We start from the raw sequence: 13,808 nt of genomic DNA, 5'->3' as shown, positions 1-13,808 counted from the left end.
CGGGCAGACAGACAGGAGGCGCGGTGCGGGTCGGACCCGCACCGCGCCTCCTGTCACGGCCGCCACGCCGCCGGCTCGTCGCGCCGGTACCGGCCGGCGGGGCGCTCCTCGTGGACGTGGTCGCGCCGCTCAGGCGGTGGCGAGCAGACCCATCTCCGCGACCACACCGCGGAGCCGGTCCGCCAGGTCGTCGCGGGACGCGACCGTGAACCGGTGCGCGGCCTCGATGACCGCGGCCATGACGAGGGTCACCGCGGTCCGGGCCGTGTCGGCGTCAGCCCGCTCGGCGGCCACCCGGACGATCGCCGTCCGCGCGTCGGCCGTCCACTGCAGCATCGTCGGCACCATCTCCGGCCGTGCCTGCACGAGCGCCTTCATCCGGCGGCGGTCCTCGGGCAGGGTCACGGTCTGCGCCACGAGGTCGCAGAGGTCGGACACGAGCGCACCGGAACCGGCGAGGAACCGCGCGCGGGCGTCGTCCGGGACGGTGGTCGACGGCAGGCCGAGGGCCGCGTTGCCCTTCGACGGGAAGTAGTTGAAGAAGGTCCGGGGCGAGACGTCGGCGGCCGCGCAGATCTCCTCGACGGTGACGCCGGCGAGTCCGCGTTCGGTGACGAGCTCGAGGGCGGACCGGTGGATGGCAGCCCGGGTCTGCTGCTTCTTGCGCTCCCGCAGGCCGCTGTCGGCCACCGGGTGGGACTCGATCGTGCTCACTGCTGCTCCTGGTGCGGGTCGGGGCCTCCCGTCCGGTGACGGGAGGCCCCGGTGTCCGCTGCTAGACGCGGTCCCGCTGGACGGGGATCGACCCCGTGCCGGGAGCGGTCGGCGAGCCCATGGTGTCGGCGGCCTTGACCGCCTGGACCTCGAGGTCGTCCGCGGTGCTCGCGCTGTCCGCCTGCTCCTGCAGGGCCGAGCTCTTGCGGAGCGGCGGCGCCTTGAAGAACCAGCTCAGGACGAACGCGAGCAGGATGACCGCGAAGCCGACCCAGTAGACCGTGACGGCCGAGGCGTTGAACCCGGACATGAACGGGCGGGTCAGCGCCGCGTCCGCGCCGTTCAGGTAGGACGTGTCGCTCGTCTCGCTGCTCGACGAGGCCGAGTCGCCCGTGCCCTTCTCGATCTGCTTCGACAGGGTCGGCGCGAGGTCGTTCACCCAGTAGGTGCGCTGGGCGTCGTCCGACCAGTCGACGATGAGCTTGCCGTCCTGCGCCGACGCGTGGGCCTTGTCGGCCGCCGCGGTGAGTGCCTGCTGCTGCACGGCCTCGGGGGCGCCGGCGGTGGCCTGGGTCACCTGCGCGGTGGCCTGGTCGAGGCCGGACTGGACCTGCTGCTTGATCGGCGTGACGATCGGGTTCCAGATCTGGTCCATCACGCCCTGGTTCGCCTTCGCCGTGGCGACGGTCGGGTCGAGCGCGGCGTCGAGCGCACCGGTGAGGTTCTTCTGGTCGGCGGTGGCGTGCAGGATGTTCGCCGGCATGATCGAGAAGAGCACGGACAGGAGCACCGCGGTGCCGAGCGTGCCACCGATCTGGCGGAAGAACGTCGCCGAGCTGGTCGCCACACCCATGTCACGCGGCTGCACCGAGTTCTGCGAGGCGAGGGTGATGCTCTGCATGAGCTGCCCGAGGCCGAGGCCGATCAGGAACATGCCGATCATCAGGAACCAGAGCGGCTTGTCGATCGTCATGAACGTCAGGACGACGTAGCCGAGCGACACGAGCGCGGTGCCGATCACCGGGAAGATCCGGTAGCGGCCGGTGCGGGCGACGATCTGACCGGACGCGATCGAGGCGATCATGAGCCCACCGATCATCGGCAGGGTCGCGAAGCCCGACTCGGTCGGCGTCAGGCCGGTCACGATCTGCAGGTACAGCGGGATGGTCAGCATGGCGCCGAACATCGCGAAGCCGACCAGGAACCCGAGGACCGTGGCCATCGAGAAGGTACCCGAGCGGAAGAGCTTGAGCGGGATGATCGCGTCGTCCTGCATGAGCGTCTCGATGACGAGGAAGGCGACCAGGCCGAGGGCACCGATCACGTAGCAGGCGATCGCGCCGGCCGAGCCCCAGCCCCAGGTGCGGCCCTGTTCGGCCACGAGGAGGAGCGGGACGAGCGTGACGATGACCGAGGTGGCACCCCACCAGTCGATGCGGGGCTTCGCCTTGGCGTCGCCGAACTTCGGCAGGTGCAGGAACGCGATCACCATGAGGAGTGCGGCGATGCCGATCGGCACGTTGATCAGGAAGACCCAGCGCCAGCCGGTGACGCCCAGGATGGTGGAGGCGCCCGAGAACAGGCCGCCGATGAGCGGTCCGATGACGCTCGAGATGCCGAACACCGCGAGGAAGTAGCCCTGGTACTTGGCACGCTCACGCGGGGCGAGGATGTCGCCCATGATCGCCAGCGGGAGCGACATCAGCGCACCGGCGCCGATGCCCTGGAAGGCACGGAACGCGGCGAGCATGATCATCGACGTGGACATCGTCGACAGCAGCGAGCCGATGATGAAGACCGCGATGCCGAAGATGTAGAGCGGGCGACGACCGAAGACGTCGGAGAGCTTGCCGTAGATCGGCGTGGTGATCGTCGACGCGATCAGGTAGGCCGTGGTGACCCAGGCCTGCTGGTCGAGGCCGTGCAGGTCGTCACCGATCGTGCGGATCGCGGTGCCGACGATCGTCTGGTCGAGCGAGGACAGGAACATGCCGGCCATGAGGCCGTAGATCACGAGGAGGATCTGGCGGTGCGACATGATCGGCTTCCCCGGCGCGCTGGCCGGGGAGTCCTGTCGTCCGCGCTGGACCTCGACGGGAGCGGTGGCAGTGGACAATGCGGGTCCTTCAGGGATGGGTGTGGTGGCTGGAGGTGGTCGCGAGGGACGCCGGAGCGTGTGGCGGGCCGATGACGGCGGGTCAACCTTGCAGACGCTGCAACTTTACACCACCAGCAGGTTTGCCCGCAACGCAATGTTTCCCATTGTGCATGCTTGGTGAACGTCTTCGCAGGTATCGTCGGACCGCATGGGGCGGACGACCTGGACCGACGTGCCGGCGGTGGTGCGAGAGGGCATCGAGACGGCGCTCGGCGGCGCGGTGGTGCACGCCGTGTCGCAGGCGGGCGGGTACTCCCCCGGCGGTGCCGACCGGGTGGTGACCGATGGCGGCCGGTGCGCGTTCGTGAAGACGCTGGCACGGTCCCGCAACCCGGACGCCTTCGGGATGCACGAGCGCGAGGCCGAGGTGCTCGGGCACCTGCCGTCCACCGTGCAGGCACCGCGACTCCACACGGTGCTCCGTGCGACCGTGGACGGCGACGACTGGATCGCCCTCGTCATCGAGGACGTCGACGGTCGCCACCCGGGCGGCGCCCGTGACGGCTCGGACATCGGTGCGGTGCTCGACGCCCTCGACACCCTGCCGCCCGCCATCGGAGCCCTCGCGCGGCTCCCCCGGGTCGCGGACGACCTCGTCGTCGAGTTCGCCGCGTGGGACCGGATGCTCGACGGCGGGTTCCCCGGGGTCGTCCCGGCCCACGTGGTGGCCGCCGCAGCGGCGTTCGCCGAGGCCGCTCGCGGAGCCGCCGCAGCGACGGACGGGCAGTCGCTGGCGCACGTGGACTGCCGAGCCGACAACCTGCTCGTCGACGCCGACGACGTGGTCTGGATCGTCGACTGGCCGTGGGCCTCGGTCGGCGCGCACTGGCTCGACCCGCTCACGTACCTGCTCGACGTGCTCGTCCGCGGAGAGGACGCCGACGTCGAGCACCACCTCGCCACCCACCCGGTGTTCACCGGTCTGTCGTCGGCGAGCGTGGACGCGGTCCTCGCCGGACTGGCCGGCACGTTCTTCGAGAAGGCGGCGCGGCCGGACATCCCGCACATGCCGACGCTCCGGGACTTCCAGCGGCGCGAAGGGCTGGCCGCGGCCGAGTGGCTGCTCCGACGGTGGGCGGAACGGCCGTCGGGGGAACCGCCGGCGTACCCCGCTGTCCAGGAAGCGTGATCCGGTCGAGCGTACGGTCCCGCTCATGACTGACGAGCACGAAGGCCAGCGCCCGGAAGACGATGCCGCGCGGCTCGGACTCGTCGTCGTCGGCGAAGCGGCAGCGCTGCACTCGGGTGACGAGGCGGCCCTGGACGCGAGCGAGCAGAACATCCGCGACACCGTCGACGAGATGATCGACGAACCGTTGACCGACCGGCAGGAGCAGGTCGTCGAACGACTCGCGTCCGCCGGCGGCACCCTGACGGCGGGCCTCGGCGGAGCCCTCGCCGCACAGACCGGCCGGAGCGTGGACGACGTCCTCGAGGGGGCCGCGCGGAGCGTCGTCTGGCAGCAACGGCTGGCGGACCAGCGTCGGGGCGCGGAGCGCGACCCGGGCGAGCACGACGGTCGGGGCGAGCGCGAGGACGCCGGTGGCCAGCAGCGCGACCGTCGGGACGACGACGGGCGCGACGCGGACTGATCCCCGCCGCGCCCGCACCTGGCGCGTGACCGGCTACTCGGCCGTCGCGGACTCCTGCTCACGCACGACCGCACGGGCCGCGGCCTGCCCCGTCGTGGTGCTCTTCACGATGTCGCTCAACGTGAAGCCCGCGGTGGTCCCGAGCAGGGCGTCGACCTCGCTGAACTGGCTGACGACGCTCTTCGAGAGCGCGCCGGCACCGTCCGAGGACACGACGGTCAGCTTGTCGATGTTGCCCATCGGTGCCGCCAGCTCGCGGGCGATGCTCGGCAGCGTCTCGATGGCCTTGACCCGGAGGACCGCCTCGGAGTGCTGGGCGAGGGCGTCCGCCTGGGCCTTGGTGGCGTCGGCCTCGGCCTGACCCTTGGCACGGATCGCGTCGGCTGCCGCCTCGCCCTCGGCGCGGGAGGCGTCGGCGGCGAGCTTGCGAGCCTCGGACTCCGCCTGGGCCTCGGCGGCGATCGCCTCGGCCGAGATGCGTCGGGCCTCGGCCTGGGCACGGGCGGTCTCCACCTGGGCGGCGGCGGCGGCCTCTGCCTCGACACGGGTCTTGCGGGCCTGGGCCTCGGCGACGGCGGAGACCTCGGACTCGAGCTCGGCGCGGCGGAGCTCGGCACGCTTCTGCGCGGTCAGCTGCTCCTGCTCGACGACGCCCTGGGCGGCACGCGCCTGGGCGAGCGGGCCGGCGGCGGCCGCCTCGGCAGAGGCACGATCGGCGTCGAGCTGCAGGGCGGCCCGGCGGATCGCGAGCGTGTTCTCCGCCTCGGCGATCGCCTGGTCGGCCGTGGCACGGGCCTCGCGGGCTTCGCGGTCGGCCTGGGCCTCGGCGTTCTCGGCCTCGAGCCGGACCCGGGCGCGCTCGGCACGGCCGAGGTCGCTGATGTAGTCGTTGCGGTCCGAGATGCCCTTGATCTCGAACGAGTCGACGTCGAGCCCCTGGCTGTGCAGCGCGTCCTTCGCGACGTCGAGCACGGCGACCGTCAGCTGGTCGCGGTTGCGGATGATCGTCGACACGTCGGTCGCACCGATCGACGCACGGAGGGAACCGGACAGGACCTCGCGCGCGAAGTCGTCGATCTTCTTCTCCTGGCCGAGGAAGCGCTGTGCTGCCGCCCGGATCGAGGCGTCGGCCTCGCCCACCTTGACGAGTGCCACGGCCTCGACGTCGATGGTCACGCCGCGCGAGTCCTGGGCGTTGACGTTGATGTCGATGGCCCGCGAGCTCAGCGAGATCTTGGCGACCCGCTCGAAGAACGGCCGGACCAGCACACCGGCTCCGAGGACGACCTTGATGCCGGACTCGACCGTCTCGGTGCCGTCCGGGTTCTTCACCTTGCGGGACCGCTTGCCGGTGATGATGAGTGCTTCGTCGGCGCCGGCGTTCCGGTAGACGAGCTTCGCGTAGATCAGGACGACGACCGCCAGGACGACGATCCCCACGACGATCAGCGGGACGGCTCCGAGTGCGAACAGGACTTCCATGACTCCCCCTCGCGGAACGGGTCACCGGCGGCGACCTGGATTCCGCATCTGTTGTTCTGTCGGTCTCCATCCTAGGAGCGCGCGGGGCCGGACAGGAGGCTCCCACCGGGCACGGCCGAACCGCCGCTGGCGCGTCGCTCCGGAACCGGCCGGCGGGGCCCAGGTGCGGGTCGGACCCGCACCGCGCCTCCTGGACGGGGTGGCTCGAGCGTCTACGCGCCCTGGCGCCACCACGCGTCGAAGGGTGTCGCCGGGACCTGGCGCTTGTGCTCGGTCGCCCGGTAGCGCGACTCGATCGCCTCGGCCACCTCGACCGGGACGTCGTGGCCCTGCAGGTAGGCGTCGATCTCGGCGTAGGACAGGCCGAGGTTCGCCTCGTCCGTCTGCCCGGGGGTCTCGTCGAGCAGGTCGGCGGTGGGGGCCTTCTCGTACAGCCGCGCCGGCGCGCCGAGGTGTTCGAGCAGCTGTCGGCCCTGGCTCTTCGTCAGGCCCGTGAGCGGGGTGAGGTCGACGCCGCCGTCGCCGTACTTCGTGAAGAAGCCGGTCACGGCCTCGGCCGCGTGGTCGGTCCCGACGACGAGCAGGCCGCGCTGCCCGGCGACGGCGTACTGCGCGACCATGCGCATGCGGGCCTTCACGTTGCCCTTGACGAAGTCGCTCAGCTCCACGCCGGAGGCCGCGGTGTCCTGCACGACGCCGTCGACGCCGTGCTCGATGTTGACGGTGATGCCCGGGTCGGCGCCGATGAACCGCAGCGCGAGCTGGGCGTCGTCCTCGTCGGCCTGCACGCGGTACGGCATGCGCACGGTCGTGAAGGACGCGTCGTGCCCGTCGGCACGGAGCGACTCGACGGCGAGCTGGGTCAGCTTGCCGGCGAGGGTCGAGTCCTGCCCGCCACTGATCGCGAGGAGGTACCCCTTCGCGCCGGTGGTGAGCAGGTAGTCGCGGAGGAACCCGACCCGGCGGTCGATCTCCTGCTGCGGGTCGATGGTCGGCTGGACGTCGAGGTCCGCCGCGATCTGGGCTTGGAGTTCACGCACCACCCCAGTATCCCGCTGCACCGGCCGCGTGCACAGGGTTCAGTGCACGCGATCCGCGCCGATCGGCCGGATCGTGTTGTCGTGGTCCGCACCGATCGCGCAGGTGCAGACGACGCCGATGGTCTCCTGGGCCCGGGTCAGCACGAAGCGTTCGACGTGCGGGGGTCCGACGTGGCGGTCGAGCGGGTGGGTGTCGTGGTCGTGCACGGAGGTCCTCACGTCGCGAGCGGGAACAGGAGCAGGAGCAGGAGCAGGAGCAGGAGCGGGAGCGGCCGACCGGTGGGACCGGTCGGCCGGAGGAGCAGCAGGAGGGGTGCCGGTGCGGTGGTGGCCCGAACCACCACCGCACCGGCGGGACCGCGACGACCCGAAACGCGCCGCGGGCCCGGGAGACGGGCGCCGGTCACGACCGACGCCCGTCAGGGTCAGACCCGACGCATGCGACGGGCGACGAGCGTCCCGCCACCGGCTGCGAGGAGCAGCCCGGCGAGGAGCAGCATCGGCAGGACCTCGGCACCGGTGAAGGCGAGGTTGCCGGTCCCAGCACCGCTGTTCCCGACACCGCCGACACCGCCACCGCCCGTGCCGCCGCCGGCACCCGGCGTGCCGGGCGTACCGGGCGTGCCCGGGTCGGTCGGGTCGGTCGGGTCGACCGGGGCCGCGGCGACCGCGAAGGTCACCGTGTCGGGGTCGCTCACGAGCGTGCCGATGGTCTCGATCGCCTCGGCCTCGTGGTCACCGACGGCGACCCCGGGGAACGTGACGGTCCAGGTGCCGTCCTCGTCGGCGACGGTCGACTGCGTGCCCTCGTCGTCACCGTCGAGCGTGACGTCGACGTCGGCGCCCGGCTCGGCGGTCCCCGTCACCGGGACGTCGGTGGTGTCGTCGTCGGTCTCCACGGCGTAGTCCGTGCCGTCCTCGGGCGAGGTGATGACGATGCCCGCGAACGGGTCGGCCTGCACGGTCGCCGTGGCGAGGTCGACCGTCGCCAGGTCGGCCGCCGGGACGAGCTGCAGGCGGACGGCCCGGACCGTGGTGGCCCCGGTGTCGTCGGCCGTCGGCTCGGTGAAGGACGGGTCGGTCTGCGAGTTGATCGTGACCGACACGACCTCGTTCACGACGTCGAGCAGCGGGTCGAGAGCGGTGACGGTCGAGGTGATCGTCGTGACCAGGGTCTGCACGGTCTCCGCGACGAAGTCGCCGCCGAGGACGTCACCGAGGATGCCGGTGAGCCCCGGGACGATGGTCGACCCGAGCAGCGGCTGCAGCAGCGGGTCGAGCTCGTCGAGCACCGGGGCGAGGATCCCGGTCCCGGCGACCGCGAGCGTGGCGCCGTCGCCGGTGCCGAGCAGGTCGCCGACCGTGGTGTCGACCGTCAGGGTGAGGCCCGCGACGTCCGCGCCGAGGAGGTCGACGCCCGTGTTGACGACGAGCTGCACGTCGGCGACGTCCAGCGCGTTCGTGAGGCTGGTGGTGAGCAGCGCGGGGAGCTGGTCGGTCAGGATGTCCGAGATCGCGCCGGTGATCTGGGCGTTGATCGTCGCGTCGTCGAGCAGCGTGGTGTTCGCCGGCAGGTCGTTCAGCGTGTAGAGCTGCGCGAGGTCGATCGTGACGACGCCGGAGGACAGGTCGATCGTGACCGGCCCGTCGGTGAGCGGCTGCTGCGTCACGCTGGCGAGCGCGCCCTGCAGGTCGATGTCCGCGGTCAGCTGGGCGGTGGTGTCCTCGAGCGTCAGCGTGCCGAGCCCGAGGGTGTTCACCGCGTCGGTCACCGGGTCGAGCAGCGCGTCGGTGAGCTCGGTGGTGCGACCGTCCTCGCCGATCGCCGTGTTCACGGTGTCGTCGGTCGTGCCGAGCGTCGTGTCCAGCGAGGTCACGAGCTGCTGGACGGCCGGGCTCACGAGCCGGACCTGCGCACCCGCGACCTGGTAGTCGGTGGAGACGTCCGAGCCGTCGAACGTGCGCGTCGCCTCGGCACGGGCCGACAGGGCACCGAGACCGACCGAGAGCTCGCTCACGACGTCGTCGACGTCGAGCCCGCCGAGCAGCGGGGTGAGGTTGACGGTCGCGCCGGCGCCGGGGGTGCCGGGGCCGACCTGGATCGCGCCGTCGGCACCGACCGCGCCGGCGGCGGCGACCGCCGAGGTGGTGTCCGTGCTCGCGACCTGGCCGGCGACGCCGACGTTCACGAGGCCGTTCTGGCCGAGCAGCTGGATGCCGCCGGGGACGGTGATCCCGAGGCTGTCCAGCACCGAGAGGTCGAGCGGGTCCGACTGCCCGGCGGTCGTCCCGCCGGGCGCTGTGGCCCCGAAGGACCCGGCGAGCGCCGCGACGGTGTCGAGGTCGACGGTTCCGCTGCCGGCGACGAGCCGACCCTCGGCCTGGGTCACGTCGCTCGCGGCGGCGTGCGCGGGGAGGGCTGCTCCCCCGATGATCACGGCCGCGACGGTGGCCGTGGCGCCCGCGCGGAGCGCGAAGCGTGTTGCAGTGCGTGGCATGGTGCCTCTTCCTCCAGGCGGAGGTCGTCCGCCTGCTGATCCATCCCCCGCTGGTGGGCGGGGGATCCGACGGGCGCGCTGGTGGGGCGGCCCGGAGTCACGTGTGCGCGTCGTGCTGCGCGCGGGCGCGGCTATCCGGAGTGATCACCTCCGGCGAGGCGGTGAGCGGTGCAGGCAGCGTCCACGGACGGGCGCATCGATCGTGCGCGCATCGTTCGTCCTCGTGCCATGTCCTGATCCCCCCGGGGTGGGCTCGGCGACGTCGTCGAGCTGAGGATGTGCGGTTGGTGAGACCGCGCTTCCTGAGCAATCTACAAGGCGCTTCCCCGGTGCTGGCGATACCCCCGTTCGGGGGCGCACGGGATTCGATGTTCGATCGTTGACAGTTAGATGTCGAACGGTTAGTGTTCTGATCATGAAGCACCAGGTACCTCGGCTCGACTCCCCCCTCCAGCAGATGCGTTGGATCGGGTGGGCCCAACGGAAGGCTGCCGAGGAGTGGGTCCGCGAACGCGACCTCACCCAGGAGCAGAGCTTCGTCCTCGGGTACCTGCAGCACACACCCGGCGCGATCCAGCGGGACATCGCCGACATCACCCGGACGAGCGCGGCGAGCGTCTCGAGCCTCCTGCAGGGGCTCGAGCGGCGCGGGCTCGTCGAACGCCGGGCGGACGCCCGGAACGCCCGGACGAAGCGCGTCTTCGCCACCGACGAGGGGATCGCCCTCATCGCCGGCTTCGAGGACGCCATGGTCGCCCTCGACGACGTCCTGCTCGCACCGCTCGACGCCGACGAGCGCGCCACCCTGCAGGCGCTCCTGCACAAGGTGACCGCGGAGCTGCCGGAACCCACCCGGTGACCTGACCCGCGCCTCCAGGCCCGTCCAGGAGGCGCGACCCACCCACGCGCGTCGGCCCACGCCGATCGCGTCATCCGTCATGCCCTGCGGCGCCGACCCACGGTCGGCGCGCGCTCCGCCGTGCCCAGAAGGAGGCAGCCATGAGCACCACCGCACCCGACACCGCCGCGGCGAGGAACCGCTGGTACCTGTCCGCCGCCCCGATCGGCCGCGCCCTCGTCCACCTGTGCGTCCCGATGGCCGCCGCGATGGTCGTCAGCGCCGTCTACAACGTCATCAACGCCGGCTTCGTCGGATCGCAGCACGACACCTCGCTGCTCGCCGCGATCACGTTCGGCACCCCGCTCCTCGGCATCATCATGGCCGTCGGCGGCGTGTTCGGCGTCGGCGGCAGCGCCCTCATGTCGCGCATGCTCGGGGCCTCGGAACACGATCCCGCCCAGGCCGAGGACATCAAGCGCGTCGCCGCCTTCGCCCTCTGGGGAGCCGTCGCCACCGGGGTCGTCCTCGCCGTGCTCGGCCTGGTGTTCCTGCACCCGCTCGTCGCCGTGCTCGGTGCCGACGCCGCCGCGGCGCCCGCCACGAGCGCCTACGTCGCCGTCATGCTCGCGTTCGTGCCGGTGCTCGCCGCGTCGTTCACGCTGGAGCAGATCGTCCGCTCCGAAGGGGCGGCGCGGCAGGCCATGATCGGGCTCGTCCTGTCGACCGTCGGCAACCTCGTCTTCGACGTGCTCTTCATCCTCGTGCTGCACTGGGGCGTCGCCGGCGCCGCCCTCGCCGTCGGCCTCGGCAACGTCGTGGCGATCGGCTACTGGATCGTCTGGCTCCAGCGGAACAGCGCGAACGTGCGCTTCGCACCGAAGTGGTTCACGCTGCGGAGGGACGTCGTCGGGCCGGTGTTCGGCATCGGTTCGAGCGAACTGCTGCAGGCCGGGTTCCTCATCGTGACGACCCTCGTGCTGAACAACCTCGCTGCCGGGTACGGGGGCGACCCGCTCGCGGCGATGGGCGTCGCCGTCCGCATCGCCCAGGTGCCCGAGTTCCTCGTGATGGGCGTCACGATCGGCGTCCTGCCGCTGCTCGCCTACGCGTTCGGCAAGGGTGACGCCGACCGGCTCCGCGCCGCGCTCCGTGGTGCCGCGTTCACCGTCGGGACGATCGTCCTGGTGTTCTCCGGCACGGTCTTCGTGTTCCGCGAGCAGGTCTTCACGATCTTCTCGGGCGACCGCTCGGTGCTCGCGATCGGCCTGACCATGCTGACCGCACAACTCGTCGCCACGATCGTGAACGGCTTCACCGGCCTGCTCACGTCGCTGTTCCAGGCGACCGGGATGGTGCTGCCCGTTATGGTGCTCTCGATGGCGCAGGGCGTGCTGTTCATCCCGATCGTGCTCGTCGGGAACCTGTGGTTCGGGCTCGCCGGGATCATCTGGGCACTGACCGTCACCGAGGTGCTCGTGTTCGTCGCGGCGCTGGTGCTGTGGGCGCTGTCCCGCGGACGGATCGCCCGCGGTCTCGCCGCGGGGTCACCGGAGCGGGCGGACGCCGCGCTCGAGGAGGCGGCGGCGGTCTGACCGGACGCCACGACGGACGGGAGGCGCGGTGCCAGCCGGCACCGCGCCTCCCGTCCGGCACGCGCGTCAGCGGCGCGTCAGCGGTCGGTTCAGAGCTGTTCGCCGAGGAAGTCCGCGTAGGACGGCTCGTCCCACGTCGGTCCGACCGCGCGGAGCGTCTCGTCCGAACCACCGAGCCGCGCGGCGAGCAGGTCGGCGATGTCCTCGGGCGAGCGCATGCCGTGGCGGTGCCAGTCCTCCTGGCGGCGGTCGGTCACGCGAGCACCAGCTCGACGACGGAGACGGCCAGCGGACCGAGGGGCGTGCGGGGCGAACCGGCGAACAGTTCGACGGGGTGCGAGAACGTGTGGAGCGTGGCGGTCACGTGACCAGCCCTTCGTCGGAGTGATGCGCACTCCGGATCCGATCGGACCGTCCCGTCACGCCAGACCCCGCAGACCGCGAGGAGCATCGTGACGACGGGACCCTGAGTCGGTCCGATGTCCACCAGCGTACTGTCGCGCGACCCTCGGCACGAGAACCGTCCGGAACACGCATCGAGGCCCCGTCGACACACCCCGGCCCGGATCGTCGCCGCGCCGGTACGGTGGGCGGGCACACCCGTACCCCGAGGAGCCCCATGCCATTGTTCGGCAGCCCGCACACCCCGCACCCCGACACCCCGCCGAGCAGGGTGACGAAGCTCTGGTCGGACTCGTTCGGCGGTCTGGCCACCCGCTGCCTGCAGCTGATCGTCCTGCTCGTCGTGGTCATCGGCATCGTCTACGCCGCGGCCACGCTGAGCGTCGTCACGATCCCGGTGCTCCTCGCGCTCATCATCGCGTCCGCCATGCACCCCGTCGTGTCGTGGCTGCGCCGGCACCGGGTGCCGTCCGTGCTCGCGACCCTCGCAGTCCTCATCGGCGTGCTCGTCGTGCTCGGGCTGGTGAGCTGGCTCATCGTCGTCGCCGTCGTCTCGCAGTGGCCCGACCTGCAGAAGTCCGCGTTGCGCGGCTTCGACCAGCTGCAGGACTTCGCGTCGACGCTGCCGATCTCGATCGACCAGTCGCAGATCGACGAGGCCGTCAAGGGCATCCAGGACTTCGTCACCAGCTCGCAGTTCGGCTCCGGCGCCCTCGCGGGGGCGTCGGCCACGGCGAACTTCCTCACCGGTCTCGTGCTGATGATCGTGGTGCTGTTCTTCTTCCTCAAGGACGGGCCGCGCATCTGGGAGTTCCTGCTCCGCCCGTTCACCGGCGCACGCTACGACCGGGCCCGTCGCGTCGGTGACCGGGTGGTGCTGACCCTGGGCGGGTACGTCCGCGGCACCGCCACCGTCGCCGCGGTCGACGCGATCGGCATCGGGGTCGGCATCGCGATCGTGGGCGTCCCGCTCGCGCTCCCCCTCGCCGTCGTCGTGTTCATCACGGCGTTCATCCCGATCGTCGGCGCCACCGCGGCCGGCATCCTCGCCGCGCTCGTCGCCCTCGTCGCACTCGGTCCGGTCCCGGCGCTGATCGTCGTCGGCATCGTCGTGCTCGTCAACCAGCTCGAGGGCAACCTGCTGCAGCCGGTCCTGATGGGCAAGACGCTGAAGCTGCACGGCCTCGTCATCCTGATCGGGCTGACCGCCGGCACCGTGCTCGCGGGCATCACCGGCGCGATCATCTCGGTGCCGCTGCTCGCCGCCGCCTGGGGAGCGATCCAGGTGTGGGACGGGCCCGACCAGCCGGCACGCCCGTGGCGCCAGAAGCGCGAGGAGACCGCGGAGGCGCGCTGACGCGGGTCGTGCGTCCGCGTCGGGCGAGGGTGCGCTCGGGCGCTCGGGTCGTCTGCACCGTCCGCGCTGCCGCCCCGGAACGACAACGTCGATGTCGTTCGACGTCGACCATGTCGTTCGCCCGCGGCTGCA

Annotated in this window: 13 protein-coding genes; 5 read left to right on the top strand and 8 right to left on the bottom strand. The window is 71.8% G+C overall.

The features are described from left to right. Positions 1-129: 129 nt before the first annotated feature. Both ACQXVK_RS06700 and ACQXVK_RS06695 read right to left on the bottom strand, forming a co-directional pair. The gene (locus tag ACQXVK_RS06700) at positions 130-714 is read right to left on the bottom strand and encodes a TetR/AcrR family transcriptional regulator (RefSeq protein WP_430853079.1); all 585 of its coding nucleotides are present in this window, start codon (positions 712-714) and stop codon (positions 130-132) included. A gap of 61 nt (positions 715-775) precedes the next feature. Further along, positions 776-2,752 carry an MDR family MFS transporter gene (locus ACQXVK_RS06695; protein WP_430853116.1) on the bottom strand — a complete coding sequence of 659 codons (1,977 nt, stop codon included), beginning with the start codon at positions 2,750-2,752 and terminating at the stop codon, positions 776-778. Positions 2,753-3,020: 268 nt separating this feature from the next. Between ACQXVK_RS06695 and ACQXVK_RS06690 the strand changes: the two genes are divergently transcribed. Next, on the top strand, positions 3,021-4,001 hold the full coding sequence (locus ACQXVK_RS06690; protein ID WP_430853078.1) for a hypothetical protein: 981 nt from the start codon (positions 3,021-3,023) through the stop codon (positions 3,999-4,001). A 25-nt stretch (positions 4,002-4,026) separates the two neighbouring features. Continuing rightward, a complete protein-coding gene (locus ACQXVK_RS06685) occupies positions 4,027-4,464 on the top strand; it encodes a hypothetical protein (RefSeq protein ID WP_430853077.1) in 438 nt (145 codons plus the stop codon). Positions 4,465-4,497: 33 nt separating this feature from the next. Here ACQXVK_RS06685 and ACQXVK_RS06680 read toward each other — a convergent pair whose 3' ends face one another. The 5 genes from ACQXVK_RS06680 to ACQXVK_RS06660 all read right to left on the bottom strand — a co-directional run bounded on the left by ACQXVK_RS06680 (position 4,498) and on the right by ACQXVK_RS06660 (position 9,484). After that, positions 4,498-5,946 carry an SPFH domain-containing protein gene (locus tag ACQXVK_RS06680; protein ID WP_022905699.1) on the bottom strand — a complete coding sequence of 483 codons (1,449 nt, stop codon included), beginning with the start codon at positions 5,944-5,946 and terminating at the stop codon, positions 4,498-4,500. Positions 5,947-6,158: 212 nt separating this feature from the next. Continuing rightward, a complete protein-coding gene (gene nadE, locus ACQXVK_RS06675; RefSeq protein ID WP_031261309.1) occupies positions 6,159-6,986 on the bottom strand; it encodes an ammonia-dependent NAD(+) synthetase in 828 nt (275 codons plus the stop codon). Positions 6,987-7,025: 39 nt separating this feature from the next. Beyond that, entirely contained in the window at positions 7,026-7,193 is a 168-nt protein-coding gene (locus ACQXVK_RS06670; RefSeq protein ID WP_022905701.1) for a hypothetical protein, read from the bottom strand. An 8-nt stretch (positions 7,194-7,201) separates the two neighbouring features. Continuing rightward, complete coding sequence (locus ACQXVK_RS06665) at positions 7,202-7,327, bottom strand: hypothetical protein (RefSeq protein ID WP_430853076.1); 126 nt, start codon at positions 7,325-7,327, stop codon at positions 7,202-7,204. Positions 7,328-7,411: 84 nt separating this feature from the next. After that, positions 7,412-9,484, bottom strand: coding sequence for a choice-of-anchor G family protein (locus ACQXVK_RS06660; protein WP_430853075.1), 2,073 nt, complete (start codon positions 9,482-9,484; stop codon positions 7,412-7,414). Positions 9,485-9,899: 415 nt separating this feature from the next. Between ACQXVK_RS06660 and ACQXVK_RS06655 the strand changes: the two genes are divergently transcribed. Beyond that, positions 9,900-10,343, top strand: coding sequence for a MarR family winged helix-turn-helix transcriptional regulator (locus tag ACQXVK_RS06655; protein WP_430853074.1), 444 nt, complete (start codon positions 9,900-9,902; stop codon positions 10,341-10,343). 140 nt (positions 10,344-10,483) lie between these two features. Next, positions 10,484-11,917, top strand: a complete 1,434-nt coding sequence (locus ACQXVK_RS06650) for an MATE family efflux transporter (protein WP_430853073.1) — start codon at positions 10,484-10,486, stop codon at positions 11,915-11,917. An 89-nt stretch (positions 11,918-12,006) separates the two neighbouring features. On the opposite strand, the gene ACQXVK_RS06645 is transcribed toward ACQXVK_RS06650, so the two are convergent. Beyond that, positions 12,007-12,174, bottom strand: coding sequence for a hypothetical protein (locus ACQXVK_RS06645; RefSeq protein WP_022906582.1), 168 nt, complete (start codon positions 12,172-12,174; stop codon positions 12,007-12,009). Positions 12,175-12,536: 362 nt separating this feature from the next. Here ACQXVK_RS06645 and ACQXVK_RS06640 point away from each other — a divergent pair, with 362 nt between their 5' ends. After that, positions 12,537-13,676: an AI-2E family transporter gene (locus ACQXVK_RS06640; protein WP_402267104.1), complete on the top strand. Its 1,140-nt coding sequence runs from the start codon at positions 12,537-12,539 to the stop codon at positions 13,674-13,676. Positions 13,677-13,808: the final 132 nt, after the last annotated feature.

Source organism: Curtobacterium sp. AB451 (genome assembly GCF_050585845.1).
Lineage (GTDB): Bacteria > Actinomycetota > Actinomycetes > Actinomycetales > Microbacteriaceae > Curtobacterium.
This window is presented reverse-complemented; position numbering and strand designations above follow the sequence as displayed.

Coding starts and splice junctions, on each gene's coding strand:
- ACQXVK_RS06695 (WP_430853116.1), bottom strand. CDS start 2,752: ATGTCGCACCGCCAGATCCTCCTCGTGATCTACGGCCTCATGGCCGGC.
- ACQXVK_RS06690 (WP_430853078.1), top strand. CDS start 3,021: ATGGGGCGGACGACCTGGACCGACGTGCCGGCGGTGGTGCGAGAGGGC.
- ACQXVK_RS06685 (WP_430853077.1), top strand. CDS start 4,027: ATGACTGACGAGCACGAAGGCCAGCGCCCGGAAGACGATGCCGCGCGG.
- ACQXVK_RS06680 (WP_022905699.1), bottom strand. CDS start 5,946: ATGGAAGTCCTGTTCGCACTCGGAGCCGTCCCGCTGATCGTCGTGGGG.
- ACQXVK_RS06660 (WP_430853075.1), bottom strand. CDS start 9,484: ATGCCACGCACTGCAACACGCTTCGCGCTCCGCGCGGGCGCCACGGCC.
- ACQXVK_RS06655 (WP_430853074.1), top strand. CDS start 9,900: ATGAAGCACCAGGTACCTCGGCTCGACTCCCCCCTCCAGCAGATGCGT.
- ACQXVK_RS06650 (WP_430853073.1), top strand. CDS start 10,484: ATGAGCACCACCGCACCCGACACCGCCGCGGCGAGGAACCGCTGGTAC.
- ACQXVK_RS06640 (WP_402267104.1), top strand. CDS start 12,537: ATGCCATTGTTCGGCAGCCCGCACACCCCGCACCCCGACACCCCGCCG.